General features: G+C 47.6%; 12 protein-coding genes. 5 read left to right on the top strand and 7 right to left on the bottom strand.

Annotated elements, in window-relative coordinates; genetic code table 11:
* Positions 1-576: 576 nt before the first annotated feature.
* Positions 577-894 (bottom strand): hypothetical protein, encoded by a 318-nt coding sequence (locus tag M0413_RS20840; protein ID WP_218678592.1) that lies wholly within the window; start codon positions 892-894, stop codon positions 577-579.
* 604 nt (positions 895-1,498) lie between these two features.
* Entirely contained in the window at positions 1,499-1,963 is a 465-nt protein-coding gene (gene trmL, locus M0413_RS20845; protein ID WP_069454004.1) for a tRNA (uridine(34)/cytosine(34)/5-carboxymethylaminomethyluridine(34)-2'-O)-methyltransferase TrmL, read from the bottom strand.
* A gap of 197 nt (positions 1,964-2,160) precedes the next feature.
* Here trmL and M0413_RS20850 point away from each other — a divergent pair, with 197 nt between their 5' ends.
* Both M0413_RS20850 and M0413_RS20855 read left to right on the top strand, forming a co-directional pair.
* Positions 2,161-3,015 (top strand): DMT family transporter, encoded by an 855-nt coding sequence (locus tag M0413_RS20850; RefSeq protein ID WP_069454005.1) that lies wholly within the window; start codon positions 2,161-2,163, stop codon positions 3,013-3,015.
* On the top strand, positions 3,016-3,951 hold the full coding sequence (locus tag M0413_RS20855; RefSeq protein WP_037429208.1) for a LysR family transcriptional regulator: 936 nt from the start codon (positions 3,016-3,018) through the stop codon (positions 3,949-3,951). It begins immediately after the preceding gene.
* Here the strand turns inward: M0413_RS20855 and M0413_RS20860 are convergent.
* Together M0413_RS20860 and M0413_RS20865 are read right to left on the bottom strand one after the other, a co-directional pair.
* The gene (locus tag M0413_RS20860; RefSeq protein WP_218737825.1) at positions 3,944-4,816 is read right to left on the bottom strand and encodes a patatin-like phospholipase family protein; all 873 of its coding nucleotides are present in this window, start codon (positions 4,814-4,816) and stop codon (positions 3,944-3,946) included. The two genes, M0413_RS20855 and M0413_RS20860, sit on opposite strands and share 8 nt — an antisense overlap.
* An 80-nt stretch (positions 4,817-4,896) precedes the next feature.
* Complete coding sequence (locus M0413_RS20865) at positions 4,897-5,859, bottom strand: LysR family transcriptional regulator (RefSeq protein ID WP_218737826.1); 963 nt, start codon at positions 5,857-5,859, stop codon at positions 4,897-4,899.
* 122 nt (positions 5,860-5,981) lie between these two features.
* Between M0413_RS20865 and M0413_RS20870 the strand changes: the two genes are divergently transcribed.
* Positions 5,982-7,973, top strand: a complete 1,992-nt coding sequence (locus M0413_RS20870) for a ligand-gated channel protein (RefSeq protein ID WP_249555517.1) — start codon at positions 5,982-5,984, stop codon at positions 7,971-7,973.
* Positions 7,974-8,030: 57 nt separating this feature from the next.
* Here M0413_RS20870 and M0413_RS20875 read toward each other — a convergent pair whose 3' ends face one another.
* From M0413_RS20875 to M0413_RS20885, 3 genes are all read right to left on the bottom strand, one after another.
* Positions 8,031-8,972: a DUF4424 domain-containing protein gene (locus tag M0413_RS20875; protein WP_218737828.1), complete on the bottom strand. Its 942-nt coding sequence runs from the start codon at positions 8,970-8,972 to the stop codon at positions 8,031-8,033.
* A 30-nt stretch (positions 8,973-9,002) separates the two neighbouring features.
* Positions 9,003-9,236 (bottom strand): helix-hairpin-helix domain-containing protein, encoded by a 234-nt coding sequence (locus M0413_RS20880; RefSeq protein WP_249555519.1) that lies wholly within the window; start codon positions 9,234-9,236, stop codon positions 9,003-9,005.
* 117 nt (positions 9,237-9,353) lie between these two features.
* Entirely contained in the window at positions 9,354-10,691 is a 1,338-nt protein-coding gene (locus M0413_RS20885; RefSeq protein ID WP_037423493.1) for a coproporphyrinogen III oxidase family protein, read from the bottom strand.
* 386 nt (positions 10,692-11,077) lie between these two features.
* On the opposite strand from M0413_RS20885, the gene M0413_RS20890 reads away from it, so the two are divergent.
* On the top strand, positions 11,078-12,031 hold the full coding sequence (locus tag M0413_RS20890) for a bile acid:sodium symporter family protein (RefSeq protein WP_249555521.1): 954 nt from the start codon (positions 11,078-11,080) through the stop codon (positions 12,029-12,031).
* 369 nt (positions 12,032-12,400) lie between these two features.
* On the top strand, positions 12,401-14,458 hold the full coding sequence (locus M0413_RS20895) for a TonB-dependent receptor (RefSeq protein ID WP_249555523.1): 2,058 nt from the start codon (positions 12,401-12,403) through the stop codon (positions 14,456-14,458).
* Positions 14,459-14,487: the final 29 nt, after the last annotated feature.

Genomic DNA, 14,487 nt, shown 5'->3' on the forward strand with positions numbered 1-14,487 from the left:
CACTATCCGAACCAGAAAACAGGTTAGGCGTTCTAAATGAACCGCCCTGTGCGGAGCCGCATGCAGGGTGGTGTGGGGGCTGGAGGCTAAATACCTCCGGCTACCCGATTAGCTGCGATGCGAGCGCGATTGCTAAGCGCATGGGCCGTACTCAACAGTTATAAGAAAATTGCGCATGAACTCTGAGAAGCTTTCAGGGGCTGATGGATAGAACGTAGCAGCGACTGACTGTGAAGCCAAGAAGAGGACCAAGTAAATTATTGGAAATAAAAGCTTGGAGCTTAAGGTGTTTAGCACTTGGTTCTTGAGCGTGATGGAGCCAACAACAAATATCAACGCAGAAATCCAGTAAGCCTGGATGTGCCAGTAGTAACCGCCGCATGAATATAGACCAAAGAAAATACCGCCTAATGCTGCCAGTGCGAGCGTGAATAAAACTAGGATATTTGTAGGGCGAGTGATTTTTATAGGCATAGTTGCTAACGCTTTGCCAAAGGGCAAATGCGAACGTTGTTGGGCGGAGCCCAGTGAGTATTTGTCCCAGCCGCGCTTTTTGCGGCGAATTTAGGCAACTTGCTATATGACACATTTACCCCAGTCATCTAGCACTTCTTGAAAACCTTCTGCTACATCATTGGCATTAATATCAAAACAAGAAAATCCATACCCCAAAGCTACAATCTCGCCTCTTACTTCTTTAATAGTATTTGCATTTTTGACGATTAGCATGCCTTTACGTGCACCATAACCTTCAATTAGGGCATCAATGACGTATTTCTCGCCATTAACGCTTAAATGAAAAGGTGCAATGATAGTAAGTTGGTAACGTTCAGTTAACAGTTTAATCGACAAGCCAAGTCTCCCTGTGGCATATAACATTTTATTAGTGCGCATGCGCGTTTTCCAAACCTATTAACTAATTTTGGGAAAGTTTATGCGAATGATTTTTAAGGGTTTTATAAATTTTAGGCTGGATAAACGCGCAAACTAATGAGTGTAAAAACACTCAAAAGCATCTAAATTTAAATACGACTGTATACCCATACATTGTTAGTCGATTTCTGGTAAGGCCAAACATAGCCAAATAGATAAGAATTTGTATGGCAGCAGATGTGGGAATTTTCGTTTGAGCTAATGAGCCTAAACACACAAAGGGGCAATACCTTTTTAGCAGAAAGAACAGCGAAAGGGTTAGTGAAGATTGGCATTGTTGCACCAGTGACCGTTGGCGGCATGGCCGCTCTTTCACATCCATGTGAACGCGGCATTTACACTTCCATGTGTTGTAGATGCCGCCGTCGAGCCAATAGGGACAACTCTGTTAAATAAAACAGCGGCGTGTCACAGGGGAAACAATGACAATTCATCCACATACCTGACGGCAAAATTACTGGTTTCAGGCCGAATTGAGTTAAAACAATTTTTCGGTGTGAATGGCTGAATGATTGGAAAATTGGCTGGTTAAGTCCAGCCTAATCCAAATCAGTATTCCTAGGTATTAAATTGCGCCTTCAAACCCGAGCTGACGCCAGGCTTCGTAGCTAATAATCGCTACTGCATTGGAGAGGTTGAGGCTGCGACTGGTAGCTGCCATCGGAATGCGTAATCGCTGCTCGGTCGGGATCGACTCGATAATCGACATAGGTAGACCACGGGTCTCAGGGCCAAATAACAACACGTCATCCTTGGCAAAACTGAGTTCAGTGTGAGGGCGGCTGCCCTTAGTGGTACAGGCCATAATGCGTTTGCCTGCCATGGATTCGAGGAAGGCATCGAAGTTTTTATGGCGAGTCACATTGGTTAAATCGGCATAGTCTAGGCCCGCGCGGCGCAGTTTTTTCTCTTCAAAATCAAATCCAAGTGGCTCAATTAGATGAAGTTGGCTGCCGTTGTTTGCGCAAAGGCGAATGATATTACCCGTGTTGGGTGCGATTTCTGGCTCATAGAGTGCGATATGGAACATGCTTGCCCGCCTATAAAAAATGACGCCCGATTATACGGCAAACAAGCCTTAAGCGCAGCTCTGCGTGCGCATATCTACAGCGGTATAAACGCGAGTTCCTTTTTCTTTTCTCCCTATTAACCTTATATCAGTACTTGCCTGTTTTATTCTCTCAAAGTAATATATCTCAATATCAAGATACTTTTCAAGAAGTCATTATGCCGTTTGTGATTGCGTTACTCGCCCCAGTGTTTTGGGGGACTACCTATGCACTGGTGAGTCTTTACTTACAGGATATGTCGCCCTACTGGGTGGCGGTTTGGCGCGCGCTGCCTGCGGGCATATTGCTGCTGATGCTGCGACCACGTTTGCCGACGCTGGCGTGGTCTAAATTAAGCTTGCTGGCGTTTTGTAATATTGGCGCCTTCTTTGCACTGCTGTTTATTGGCGCCTATCGGCTACCGGGTGCCGTTGCGGGCACGCTGGGTGCGACTTTGCCATTAATCTTTTTGATCCTCGCTTGGCTGATCGATAAAAAACGTCCGGGGATGAAGTGGTTACTGCTCGGTTTGATGGGCCTCGCAGGAGTAATTTTATTGCTTAATCCCTCGGCGGATCTCGACCCGATTGGTGTCCTGTGTATGTTGAGTGCGACGACTCTAATTGCCTTTTCTTCCCGTTGGATGCAGCGCTGGGATGTGGGCGATTTTTTAGTGCTGACCGCTTGGCAATTACTCTTGGGGGGATTGATGTTGATCCCACTAGCGTGGTTTATGGCGGGACCGCCACAGATCCCGAGTATGGATGTGGTTCCCTCGTTAATCTGGTTGGTTACCGCCAATACCGCAGTGGCTTATTGGGCTTGGCTCTGGTCAATGCGAAATTTAGGGCCAGAAATCATGGGGATGGTGGCTTTAGTCAATCCAGTGGTTGCCGTATCATTAGGCGTATTGATTGTGGGTGAAGCCTTAGATATGCGCCAGTGGGCAGGGATTTTAGTGATTTTACTGTCGCTACTGCTGATGAAGTTGCCGCAAAACTTGAGGTGGAATCCCTTAAAAGCGAGGGGTTAGATGCTAAAACACTTAGACTTAAACTTACTGCCCGTACTGGAAATTCTCCTCGAGGAGCAGAGTGTCACGGCCGCAGCGGCGCGGCTGCATTTGAGTCAGTCGGCGGTGAGCAAGCAATTGACTCGCCTGCGTGAAGTGTTTGATGACCCCTTATTCGAGCGCACCGCCTACGGCCTCAAGCCGACGCCCAAGGCGCTGTCGCTGGCGCCCGACTTGCGCCAATGTTTACAGCAATTAGCGCAATTTACTCGGCCAGACAGTTTTGAGCCCGCCCTAAGCCAACGTCAGTTTCGGATGCATCTGGTCGAGACGACCTATTCGCTGACTTTCCCACACTTTATGCCTTCGCTTTTAGCGCAGGCGCCCGGTGTGAGCATTAATTGTCAAACCTGGCGGCTGGATACCATGGACAGATTGCTGCGTTGCGATATCGACTTGGCTATTGGCTGCCGCGAATGGGATGAACGTTCGCCCATGCATGTAAACCATATTCCGGACGATATCCATTATGTTGAATTGGTTCAGGATTACATAGTGTGTCTGATGCGCAGTGACCATCCTGCACTATCGCAGGAATGGAATCTCGATACCTTTTTAAGCTATCGCCAATTACAGGTCGCCTTTGGTGGCTTGGAATATTGGTTGTTAGACGATGTGCTGCAAATCCAAGGGCGTAAACGAGATATTGCGGTCAATATGACCGACTTCCAGAGTGCGCTTGCCCTGTGTGAGCAAAGCGATTTGATTCTCTGCGCTCCTTCCCGTTATGCCTTAGCGGTGATGAAGTCGTTTGATCTTAAGTATTTACCCTCGCCGATTAAACTGATCCCCGGTGCGTATTTGCTGATGTGGCATAAGCATTTCGAACACGATCTCAGCCATAAATGGTTGCGGGAGCTGATTATTAACAAAGTCAGCGCCTCGCTCACTAACTGATATCTGCCCCTGTGTTTAGCCAAGCTTGCAGTTTGGGCAAAATCGCCTGACCATCCGCAAGTCCTTGATGATATACGGCGGTCACTTTATCGATATTGCGGTCAAGTCGTGAGAGATTAAGTGGTGCAGCAGGGCGGATCACAAAGGTATGGCCGCTGGCAACACTCTGGGTAAGTTCCTCGAGGGAGTGGTTATAACGTTGGTGGCGTACTTTGAGCGCAGCGGCCACTGCTGGATATGTTTGATAACGCTTGCGAGCTAACCAATTGAACTTCATCGGCGATTTTCGATAGTTTGCGTCCTGAGTCAGGATCACCACCTGCCGCTTATAGCCCTCTTCCTGCGCCTTCGCTACCGGAATGGGCGCGGCGATACCGCCATCGAGGTAGGTTTGGTGGTTTATCCGATAGGGATTGGCCATAAAAGGCAGGCTAGAGGAGGCGATCAGCACGTCGAGCAATTTATCGTGCTCCTGAAAATCGGCCATGCCAAAGTAATCGGTTTGTCCTGTCTGGCAGTTAAACGCCCCGACTTTAAACTCGGTTCCGCTGCCTAAAAAGGTTTTAAAATCAAAAGGCAGTAACTCATAGGCCATGCGCTTATAGGTAAAGTCGGTGTTGACATAATTGCCCGTGGTCAACCAGTGGTGTAGCCCCATGTAGCGCTTATCCCGCAGATATTGCTGCTGAATTTGTAAATTGCGGCCAAATTGGCGTGAAACATAAGAAGCGGGATAAATCGCCCCCGCCGATACACCTATCACATAGGGGAAGTGCAATTGTTGCTGCAAAAAGGCATCTAACACGCCGGCGGTATAAATTGCCCTCAGGCCGCCGCCCTCTAACACTAAGGCCACATCTTGCATTGCGTTATTACTACTTAATCGAATGGATAAAACAGCATACTCTAACTCACCTGATAAATGAAACGCATGCCTACGAGTGCTTAGGTGGGGATGGCTAATCTCGGCGTGCGCACGCAGGCGCTGGACTGAGTCAGTGACGCTGGGCTTGGGCTAAAATCCATCTGGCTAAAATAATGGCTGAGCGCAGTGATGGCTTCTTTCACTTTGGCGGGCTGTTTATCCCGCGCCGAGGTCACGCTGTAAACGCTGTAGGTGCGTAGCGACCAGTCGGGCAAAAGTGTCACCAATTGGCCAGATGCAAGGTATTGATGGACTTCGGGTTCTGGTAATACGGCATAGCCTAATCCATCGAGGGTGAGTTGGATAAGCGTCTGCATATTATTGACGTTGATGCGCTGGGCTGGGAGTTCGACTCGCTCTTGAGTCTGTGAATGGGTTAAGAACTCGGGTTTAGCATAGCTATGACTAATACGGTTGAACCCTTGTAAGTCGTGAGGATGTTGTAGGCTCTGATGCTGGGGAATATAGCTGGGGGCGACACACAGTAACATACGCCAATCTGCCAAGGGGCGAGCAATAAGGTTCGAATCCGACAGAGGGCCGATGCAAATTGCCAGATCGATTCCTTCATTAACTATATCAATTGGGCCGTCCTGCAATTGCAGATTGAGACTGATCTGCGGGTGAGCCGCCAATAAATGTGCTAATGGCTGGCTGAGTAAACCACCACCAAAACCGACTGGGGCAGCGATTTTAAGCTCCCCCGAAGGCGTGCCCTTTAATGCATGCAGCTGTTGTTCGGCGCTTTCTACTATTTTTATGATTTTAATGCAGTTTTCATAGAATAACGTGCCCGCCTCTGTGAGTGTGAGGTGGCGGGTATTACGGTGAAACAGACTAATTCCCATATCCATTTCAAGCTTGGCGACTTGTTGGCTCACCGCCGATGAACTCAGATTAAGCTGTGTTGCCGCAGCGCTCATCGAGCCTTTTTCCGCGATGGCGGCAAACACGATCATGCCCTTGACCATATTTCTATTCATTCTTAAGCAACTCTTACAAGTGATTACTCAAAGTCTAACTTGAGCCGATTGTAACATAGGGATACATTGCCGTATTGAAAATTATTATCATTTAGGAAGCCGTTAAGGGAGATTCGTTGGTTATGTTGTTACGTCGTAAAAAGATCCTCGCACAGCTAGTATCAACCGCATTATTGCTACCAGCCACTCAGGCTTTGGCGGATACCGCACCCGATCAAGACAAGATGATGGAAAGAATTGTCGTCACCGCATCGGGGTTTGAGCAGCAAGTACGTGACGCGCCCGCTTCTATCAGCGTCATCACCCGAGAGGATCTTGATACACGTTTTTACCGTGACTTAACCGACGCCATGTTAGAAGTCCCCGGCGTGGTGGTGACTGGCGGTGCCGACCGTCGGGACATTAGTCTACGGGGCATGGGCAGCCAGTACACGTTGATCCTCGTCGATGGTAAACGCCAGTCTTCCCGCGAGACCCGCACCAACAGTGATGGTCCTGGTGTTGAAGGCGCTTGGACGCCGCCGCTCGCCGCAATTGATAGGATTGAAATTGTCCGTGGCCCCATGTCATCGCTTTATGGCTCTGACGCCATTGGTGGGGTGATCAACATTATCACCCGTAAAGTGCCCAATGAGTGGCAGGGGGAATTGCGCCTCGATAGCACCTTGCAGGAGAAGTCAGCCTCGGGCAATGTGTATCAGGGCAACTTTTTTGTGAACGGTGGCTTGATTAAAGATTTGCTTGGCGTGCAGTTATACGGCCAATATACCCAGCGTGAAGAAGATAATATCTACGGTGGTTACCGAGGCCGTGATGCGGATAATCTCACCGCCAGATTTGCCCTCACGCCGAATCAAGACCATGACATTATGTTAGAAGTGGGCGTAGCCAACCAAGAGTTGGATAGCACCTTAGGGAAAACCGTTGCGCCATTAGCGCCGGGGGCCAGTTGTGGCCGCAGTGGTTGCCCTGCATCGTCGACAACCGAGTATGAAAACAGCACGATTTCGCTATCTCACACCGGACGTTGGGACTTTGGCACATCGGATACTTATATCAAGCACGAAGTGTACGATAACAAGTCCCGCAAGATGAAAATCAAGAATACCGATGCTCAAACCAGTGTGATCGCCACCTTAGGTGAAAGCCATACGGCAACCTTTGGTGCTGCTTTCAATTATCAAGATCTCACCGATGAAACTGGCAATCAGGTCAGTGACTTAACCGATATTAGTCGCCGTCAATGGTCGGTATTCTCAGAAGATGAATGGCGTATTGTCGATAATTTTGCCTTAACCTTGGGCCTGCGTTTAGACGATGATGAAAACTTTGGTGACCACCTTAGTCCACGGATTTATGGTGTTTGGGGGCTGACCGAGCACACTACCTTAAAAGGCGGTGTGTCGACGGGCTTTCGGGCGCCGAGCCTAAGGCAAACCGTGCCAGATTGGGGGCAGGTGAGCCGAGGCGGCAATATGTATGGTAATCCGGATTTGCAACCCGAAACCTCTGTGAACTATGAGTTAGGCATTTACACGGATTTGACCGACTCCATCACCACCAGTGCTGGCGTGTTTTATAACGAGTTTGAGGACAAGATCACCCGTGTCGCTTGCCCTGCAACTCAATGTACTGACGGGCCAAACCAGTTTGGTTCCGATCCGACGACCTATGTGAATATCGATGAGGCGGTCACCCAAGGGGTTGAGCTGAGTATCGACTATAAAGTCCTGAGTAACTTAGCCCTAACGGGTAACTACACTTATACCGATTCGGAGCAAAAAACGGGCACTTACAAAGGGAGTCCATTGAACCAGCTACCTAAACATCTGGTGCAATTATCGGTTAACTATGAGCCGATCGATAAGTTAAGCACTTGGCTGCGGGTTAACTATCGTGGTGAAGAGAGCCAGCCAACCACAGGGCCTTCCTCAAGCAGTTTGATTGCGCCGTCCTATACGCTGTTAGATTTGGGTGCGAACTATCGCGTTAACGACAGCATTAAGTTCAGCGCGGGCATCTATAACGCCTTCGATAAAGAGATTACTCAAGATGAGTACGGCTATATTGAAGATGGTCGCCGTTACTGGTTAGGTATGACCTATAGTTTTTAACCGCGCTTAAAATTAGTCGCTTAATACAAAAAGCCAGCTTTTAGCTGGCTTTTTCGATTATTCAAAATCCGGTGTACGGATAAATAGGATGCTGAGATCCTGCGTTGGCGTGAATTGTTTTTGCTGAAACTCAAAGGTGAGTGGATCGGTTTTTTTAAGTTCACCATCAAAACACAAACTGACGAGATCAGTCGGTTCGGATTTTTTCAGCGTCAGTTTAAAGTCCTTAATCGCTCCTTGCCAGTTATTGGCCGTGACCAAAATATAGCTAAGGTGGCTCCATTCCACGCCATATTCAACATCTTCACCGTCTTGTTTAACGACGAGATTACGCTTCCGAATACCTTGCTTAGCGCTTTCATCTAAACAGGCAAGTTCAGTGTAAGTATCGATAATACTATTGGCAGTATCGGGGATGCCCGTTGAGAGGCTCGGCGTATAACTGTGGCTGATGGAGACAGATTGGCCCGCGGGAAAGGTTTGTTCCCACACAAAGTAATCGCTTAGGGTAAAGGCGATTTGTTGCTCCTCATCCAACCATTCCTTGGGGAGCGCAGGTTTGCCCTTGGGGACTTCGCCATATTCGGCAAAATAGGCGACTTCCTCTACACCCCAGCCGAGTTTTTTAAGCTCGGCAGAAATATCCGTCTTATCGGCAAGTTGGGCGACGAGCCTGTGCTCGGTTGGCTGGGTTTTGCCATTCACTTTTAGGGTGAAGTTATCGATGCTGCTGTGATCGGCGGAGCCAAAAAACATCGGCGGCATAGGGAAGGCGATGGGGACGATAAGATCCTGCGAACTGGTGTTGGTAAACACATAATCGACCCTGATTTCGGCCTCGCTGATAAAGAGTGACTCTTTGTCCATACTGATATGCGGCTGATATTTAAGGGTGATTGAACCATTGGCATCCCCGAAACTGCTGTCGTTGGCAAAAACTGATGTGCTAAATAACAACGCGGTTAGAGTGCAAGCTAAGATGCGTAAATAAGATGGCATAAATATCTCAACGAATTGGAAATCAAAAGATTACTGATGGCGGGCAAGTTTGATGGCTGCGGCAATAGCATTGCGTGCTTGCGGGCTGTTTTTCCAGCAAGTGGTGCGTAACATGCTAGCGACGAGGTTGGCGATATCCTCGACCTCATGCTCGGCCAACTGCGCAAGTGAGCTAATACCGATTTCTTCAAAGCGTTTAATGACAGTCGGGCCAACGCCCTTAACGGCGAGTAGTGCTTGTTTTTCTTGATCAGTAAAACCCATAACGAATACTCCTTTATTACTGGGTTGGTCACGAATGCGAATAAACCGAGGCAAGAGTAGCGCGAAATCACCTTAACAAAAAGGCCCATAAAGGGCCTTTAGTGGTTTTACTCTTGCTTACATATCGCAGGGTTTGAGCGGTTTACGCAATTGCGCGCGCACGTTATCCATGCCAGCGTAGAACTCTTTCATCATTAACAGGCCCATCATCTTTCCGTTATCTGTGATGATCAGATTATCAGGATCGGTGGGGTCATTCTTGATGGCGCCAATCAGCTTCATCGAGGTCATTTCCTTAAACAGGGCTGTGTCTAAGTTAACGCCAAAGGTTTCGCGGAAATATTTGCGCGACAGGCGACCGGAGAACATCCCCAGCAGGAATCGATATTGCATCACATCTTTTTTGTTGTAGTTCTTCTGTTGCTCGACACCCATCTTACCAGCGGCGATCCGCTCTTGGTATTTACGTAGCGAGAAGGTGTTGACGTATAAAGTGTCATTCAAAAAGCTAAAGGAGCCTGAACCAACCCCTAAATACTCATCGTAGTCGATTACATATTCGTCGAAGCCTTCGTCATTCGCCTTACCAAATGCCCATGCAGACAACTGATTATATTGACCATTTAAACTGTTTAAGATCTGGCGATATTGGTTGGCCATATCTGCCTGTGGCGCGGCCAGTTTACCTTTAACACTCTTACGCGTTTGGTGCGTGATCATCAGCGGATAGGTGGTGATCTGTCTCGGGTCGAGGCGCGAGGCCATATCTAAGTCGTGCTGGATCACTTCATCGGTTTGGCCGCGGAAGCCAAAAATCAGGTCGACGTTGATAATGGGGAACAGCTCTTTAGCCGCCATAATCTTGTCGAAGGTTTGTTGACCTGTGCCGAATTTTTCAAGGCGGTCGGTCATTTTTAAAATGTCATCGTTAAAGCTTTGTACGCCGATGGACATACGATCCACTAAACCCTTGAGTTGCTTAAAGCCAGGGCTGTCTAAATGCTGTGGATCCGACTCGCAAGACACTTCTTTAATGCTTGGGAATAAGGTCTTTGCATGCTCAATCGTACGGGCGAGTTCGTCTTCTAATACTGTGGTGGTGCCACCGCCAATGTACATAGATTCAAAGTCATAGCCTAAGGCTTTGACCATCTCCATCTCTTTACGTAGGGAGATAAAGTAAGCGCGCGCCTTGTCTTCCTTAAACATAAAACGATGGAAGGTGCAGTAAGAACACAAGGTATGGCAGAAGGGCACATGGGCATAAAGCATGTACTTTTTACCTTCGACCGGAGCGGGCATGATGTCGGCGGAGAGCGTATCAAGGCGAAGATTCTTATCGACATAATACTGCATGACTCGTTCCATCGAGCTGAGCATCCAGTTAGGGACGGTAATATTCGCTTGATAAGGCGTTGCGATCGCGCCGCTGAGCGTTTGAATAACTGAAGACATAACGATTCCTATCTGAGAGTGCTAACCGTAAACACCAAAATTGCTTTAGGTAATTCACGACCACCTAGCGCAATTAGACTACCTCGTATGGAGTAAATAAAACGTGAACTGGTTATAAGTTACGGTTTCCTAACAAGGAAATCACGGGCTTTTTGTTAAGCAGATCATGTTTTAGTAAACATAGATGCATATTTACTGAGGTTTTTGGCTCTTTGTTATTGAATTAGAGCGATTAACTTAAGAGCTCAATCGAAAGGCTGAAATGATAAAAAGTTGAGCTTCTTACTTGTGGACGCTTTGGCTTGTGCTGAGGGAGTCAGGCTGTCATTATCCCTGCGGACATTACTTAATTTCCTCAAATCGCCTGAAATCTCGGAGGATCCCCATTGGTTAATATCAACCGCTTTTTTCCGCTATTTGCCTTACTCGGGGCGGGTACGGCGTATTTGATGCCCGCATGGTTTAGCGGATTAAAAACCAGCATAGTGCCGTTGCTGGTGGTGATTATGTTATCCATGGGATTGACCTTAGATTTGCAGGATTTTACCAATGCATTTAAGCAGAAACGCGCCGTTATCACTGGCTTAATCTTGCAATTTACCCTAATGCCCTTAAGTGCCTTAGTCATCAGTTTACTGTTAGGGCTCAATCGGGAGTTGACCATAGGCATGGTGCTGGTGGGGAGCGTGGCAGGCGGCACGGCATCGAACGTGATCTGCTATTTGGCCAAGGGGGATGTCGCCTTATCCATCACTATGACGGCGCTATCCACCTTAGTGGGTGTGGTGCTCACCCCGTTGATTATCCAGCTATTAATCGGCGAGATGGTCGCTATTCCTTTAGTGGATATGCTAGTCAGCCTCGTTAAAATCGTGCTTATCCCTGTGACTGTGGGTGTGGTATTGAATCATTTCTTTAAACCGCGGGTGGCTAAACTTGCCCCCGCATTGCCCATTATTTCTATTGTGGCGATAGTGCTGGCCATCAGCATTATTGTGGCCTTAAATGCGGGGCAATTTGCGCAGGTGGGGCCTGTGATTTTACTCGCGGTGTTTCTACATAATGGCTTAGGACTCGCCTTGGGTTATACCTGTTGCCGCTTGCTCGGCTTTAACCATACAGTGTGTAAAACCATTTCGATTGAGGTGGGGCTGCAAAACTCTGGTCTCGCAACTGCTCTGTGTATCAAGTTTTTTAGCCCACTCTCCGCCGTCCCCAGCGCGATTTTCTCAATTTGGCATAATCTCTCAGGCGCCATGCTGGCAGGATATTGGGCGAGCCGGGTGCGGCAAGCGACGGATGATCCGCTGCGGCGCTCTGACTTGCCTAATGTAAAGTGAGATGATTCTTAGGGAGGATTTGGCATAGCTAAGGGAAATACTTTGGTATCAGTTAGTTATTTAAAACGTTTAACGCCAGTCTAACTCGCGGAATATCTGCGGCACTCAAAAAGCTTTGCGCTAGCGGTGCAGCAGTCTGATGCACGTGGCGGTTATAAGCTTACGTCTCGCTATCTGCAAAAAGTTGCTTTTACCCCCTTGATTTCAGATGCTTTTCCTTTCAATACCTAATGTATTTGCGTTATATCACAAAGTGATTTGTTGAATGTAAATGATATCGATTATCAATTGTGGTTAAGGTTGTTTTAAGATAAATTGTCGGCATTTTTAGTTAATACCTTTTTATCAATGAGTGCCGTCGAGGTTTTTATGGAATGCAGGGCGTTTAAGAAAAGTGCAATTGCCGCAATAGTTTCGAGTTTACTGGTCTCTTCCGTTTATGCTGGTGTGGATGCAGAATCTTCAGAACCGATTGAAAGAATTACTGTTTATGGTGAAAAGATTGAGCGTAGCCTGAAGGATACGACGTCATCTATTTCAGTGATTGATAAGGAAACCCTCGATAGCGGCCAATACCAATCAACCTCAAGTGCCTTATCTGAGGTGCCGAACGTGGTGGTGTTATCCGGCTCTGTGCCCGATATTCGTGGGGTTTCTGGTAATGGTTCGGCCTCCGGATTTAACTCTTTCACCGGTGGGGCTCGTGCGCGGGTATCAACCTTAGTCGATGGTGTGGCGGAGCCTTTTGTTGCTGATCTTACGGGTGATACTGGGCTGTGGGATATTCAACAAATTGAGGTTTTCCGTGGTCCGCAATCGACGATTAATGGTCGTAACAGCATTGGCGGTACGGTATTTATTAAAACCGAAGATCCGACCTTCGATTGGCAGGGCGCGGCTCGCGTGGGTTATCGCAATCAAGATAACTTTATCGACAGTGCAGTGATGCTCTCAGGCCCCATCCTCGATGATGAGTTAGCATTTAGGGTGAGCGGGCAAAATGTGACGGGCGAAACCTACAATAAAGGCTTGGAATACGAGACGAATCCCGCCACATTTGATCAAAATGAACTCATTACCAATCGCTGGCGCGGCAAATTTTTGTGGCAACCGAGCGCAATTGAAGACCTAAAAGTGCTCTACAGCTTTTCATACAATGATGAGAAAGGTGACTCAGGGCGTAACTATTTTACCGGTGACGATCCATGGGCATATAAGCCGATTTCCCAACGTTATATCGAGACTAAATCGACAACTCACTCAGTGAAAGTGGATTATGACCTCGGGGAAGGGCAAGCCCTCGATCTGATAGTCGCCTATATGGATTACGATTGGGGCTTTGAAACCTATGAGCCTCTCGTGACTGCCCAGCAATATGTGGATATGGAGGACAAGAGTTATACCGTAGATGGCAAATATAGCTTTGGCCTCAAAGACAAAGATTTCAACGGTTTTGTTGGTTTAGCCTATTTTAAACGTAGCCAAGATTTTGGTAGTACTGGCAGCTCAATCTATAGTGGTGATGACAGCACTAAGTCAGCCTCCGTTTATGGTGAAGTCACCTATGGGCTCGCCGACTCGATCTGGATTACTGTTGGTGGCCGCGTGATGCGTGAGGAGCAATTACGTAACTTCAACATGCGCTATCAAGGTAGTCTACTTGAGGAAAAACTCGATGACGCCAATACCGTTACCCTGCCGAAGTTAGTACTGCAATACGCGCTGAATGATAATACCACCTTAGCGGCCAGTGTTCGTCGTGGTTATAACTCGGGTGGTGGCGCGCTGTCTTTGGTGGAAAGCGAGTATTACTACTACGATGAAGAGTTTGTAAATACCTATGAACTGAGTAGCCGTAGCGCATTTGCCAATGGCGATGTCAACTTAAGTGCTAATATCTTCTACAACGATTTTGATGGTTATCAAGCGTCTAATAGCGCCCGCAAAATTACCAATATCGATAAAGCCGTCAGTTACGGTATTGAAGCCGAATTCAGCGCCATGTTAACTGAAAACTGGCAGTTTATTTCGGGCGTAGGTTTACTCGATAGCGAAATCAAGCAAGCCGACCCTAGCTATGGGGATATTATCGGTAATCAGTTGAACTCAGCTCCGCACATCACTGCTAATGCCGGATTCAAGTATTGGATGAATGATGCGTTTTCTTTCGGTTTTTCAGGCAACTATGTTGGCGAGTATTTTGCGGATATTAATAATACCGAATCTAGAATAGCGGGTGATTATGTCGTTGCGCGTGTGAGCCTTGATTATCAAACCGATAGCTGGAGAGTTAGCGGCTTTGTCAACAACCTGTTTGATGAGCAAGCGTTGACGGTAAATGAACCCGCCAGCCGCAGTTACCCCGATGGTTATGCCGCGATTATCGATCCCAGAAATATCGGTGTCTCTGTGATGTATCGCTTCTAATCGCTCGATTTAACGCACTTATTTTTCCC

This window comes from Shewanella sp. 8A, assembly GCF_023475945.1.
Taxonomy (GTDB): Bacteria; Pseudomonadota; Gammaproteobacteria; order Enterobacterales; family Shewanellaceae; genus Shewanella; species Shewanella xiamenensis.

Excerpts from the sequence above, each read along its gene's own strand:
- M0413_RS20840 (WP_218678592.1), bottom strand. The coding sequence starts at position 894 with ATGCGCACTAATAAAATGTTATATGCCACAGGGAGACTTGGCTTGTCG.
- trmL (WP_069454004.1), bottom strand. The coding sequence starts at position 1,963 with ATGTTCCATATCGCACTCTATGAGCCAGAAATCGCACCCAACACGGGT.
- M0413_RS20850 (WP_069454005.1), top strand. The coding sequence starts at position 2,161 with ATGCCGTTTGTGATTGCGTTACTCGCCCCAGTGTTTTGGGGGACTACC.
- M0413_RS20855 (WP_037429208.1), top strand. The coding sequence starts at position 3,016 with ATGCTAAAACACTTAGACTTAAACTTACTGCCCGTACTGGAAATTCTC.
- M0413_RS20860 (WP_218737825.1), bottom strand. The coding sequence starts at position 4,816 with ATGCAAGATGTGGCCTTAGTGTTAGAGGGCGGCGGCCTGAGGGCAATT.
- M0413_RS20865 (WP_218737826.1), bottom strand. The coding sequence starts at position 5,859 with ATGAATAGAAATATGGTCAAGGGCATGATCGTGTTTGCCGCCATCGCG.
- M0413_RS20870 (WP_249555517.1), top strand. The coding sequence starts at position 5,982 with ATGTTGTTACGTCGTAAAAAGATCCTCGCACAGCTAGTATCAACCGCA.
- M0413_RS20875 (WP_218737828.1), bottom strand. The coding sequence starts at position 8,972 with ATGCCATCTTATTTACGCATCTTAGCTTGCACTCTAACCGCGTTGTTA.
- M0413_RS20880 (WP_249555519.1), bottom strand. The coding sequence starts at position 9,236 with ATGGGTTTTACTGATCAAGAAAAACAAGCACTACTCGCCGTTAAGGGC.
- M0413_RS20885 (WP_037423493.1), bottom strand. The coding sequence starts at position 10,691 with ATGTCTTCAGTTATTCAAACGCTCAGCGGCGCGATCGCAACGCCTTAT.
- M0413_RS20895 (WP_249555523.1), top strand. The coding sequence starts at position 12,401 with ATGGAATGCAGGGCGTTTAAGAAAAGTGCAATTGCCGCAATAGTTTCG.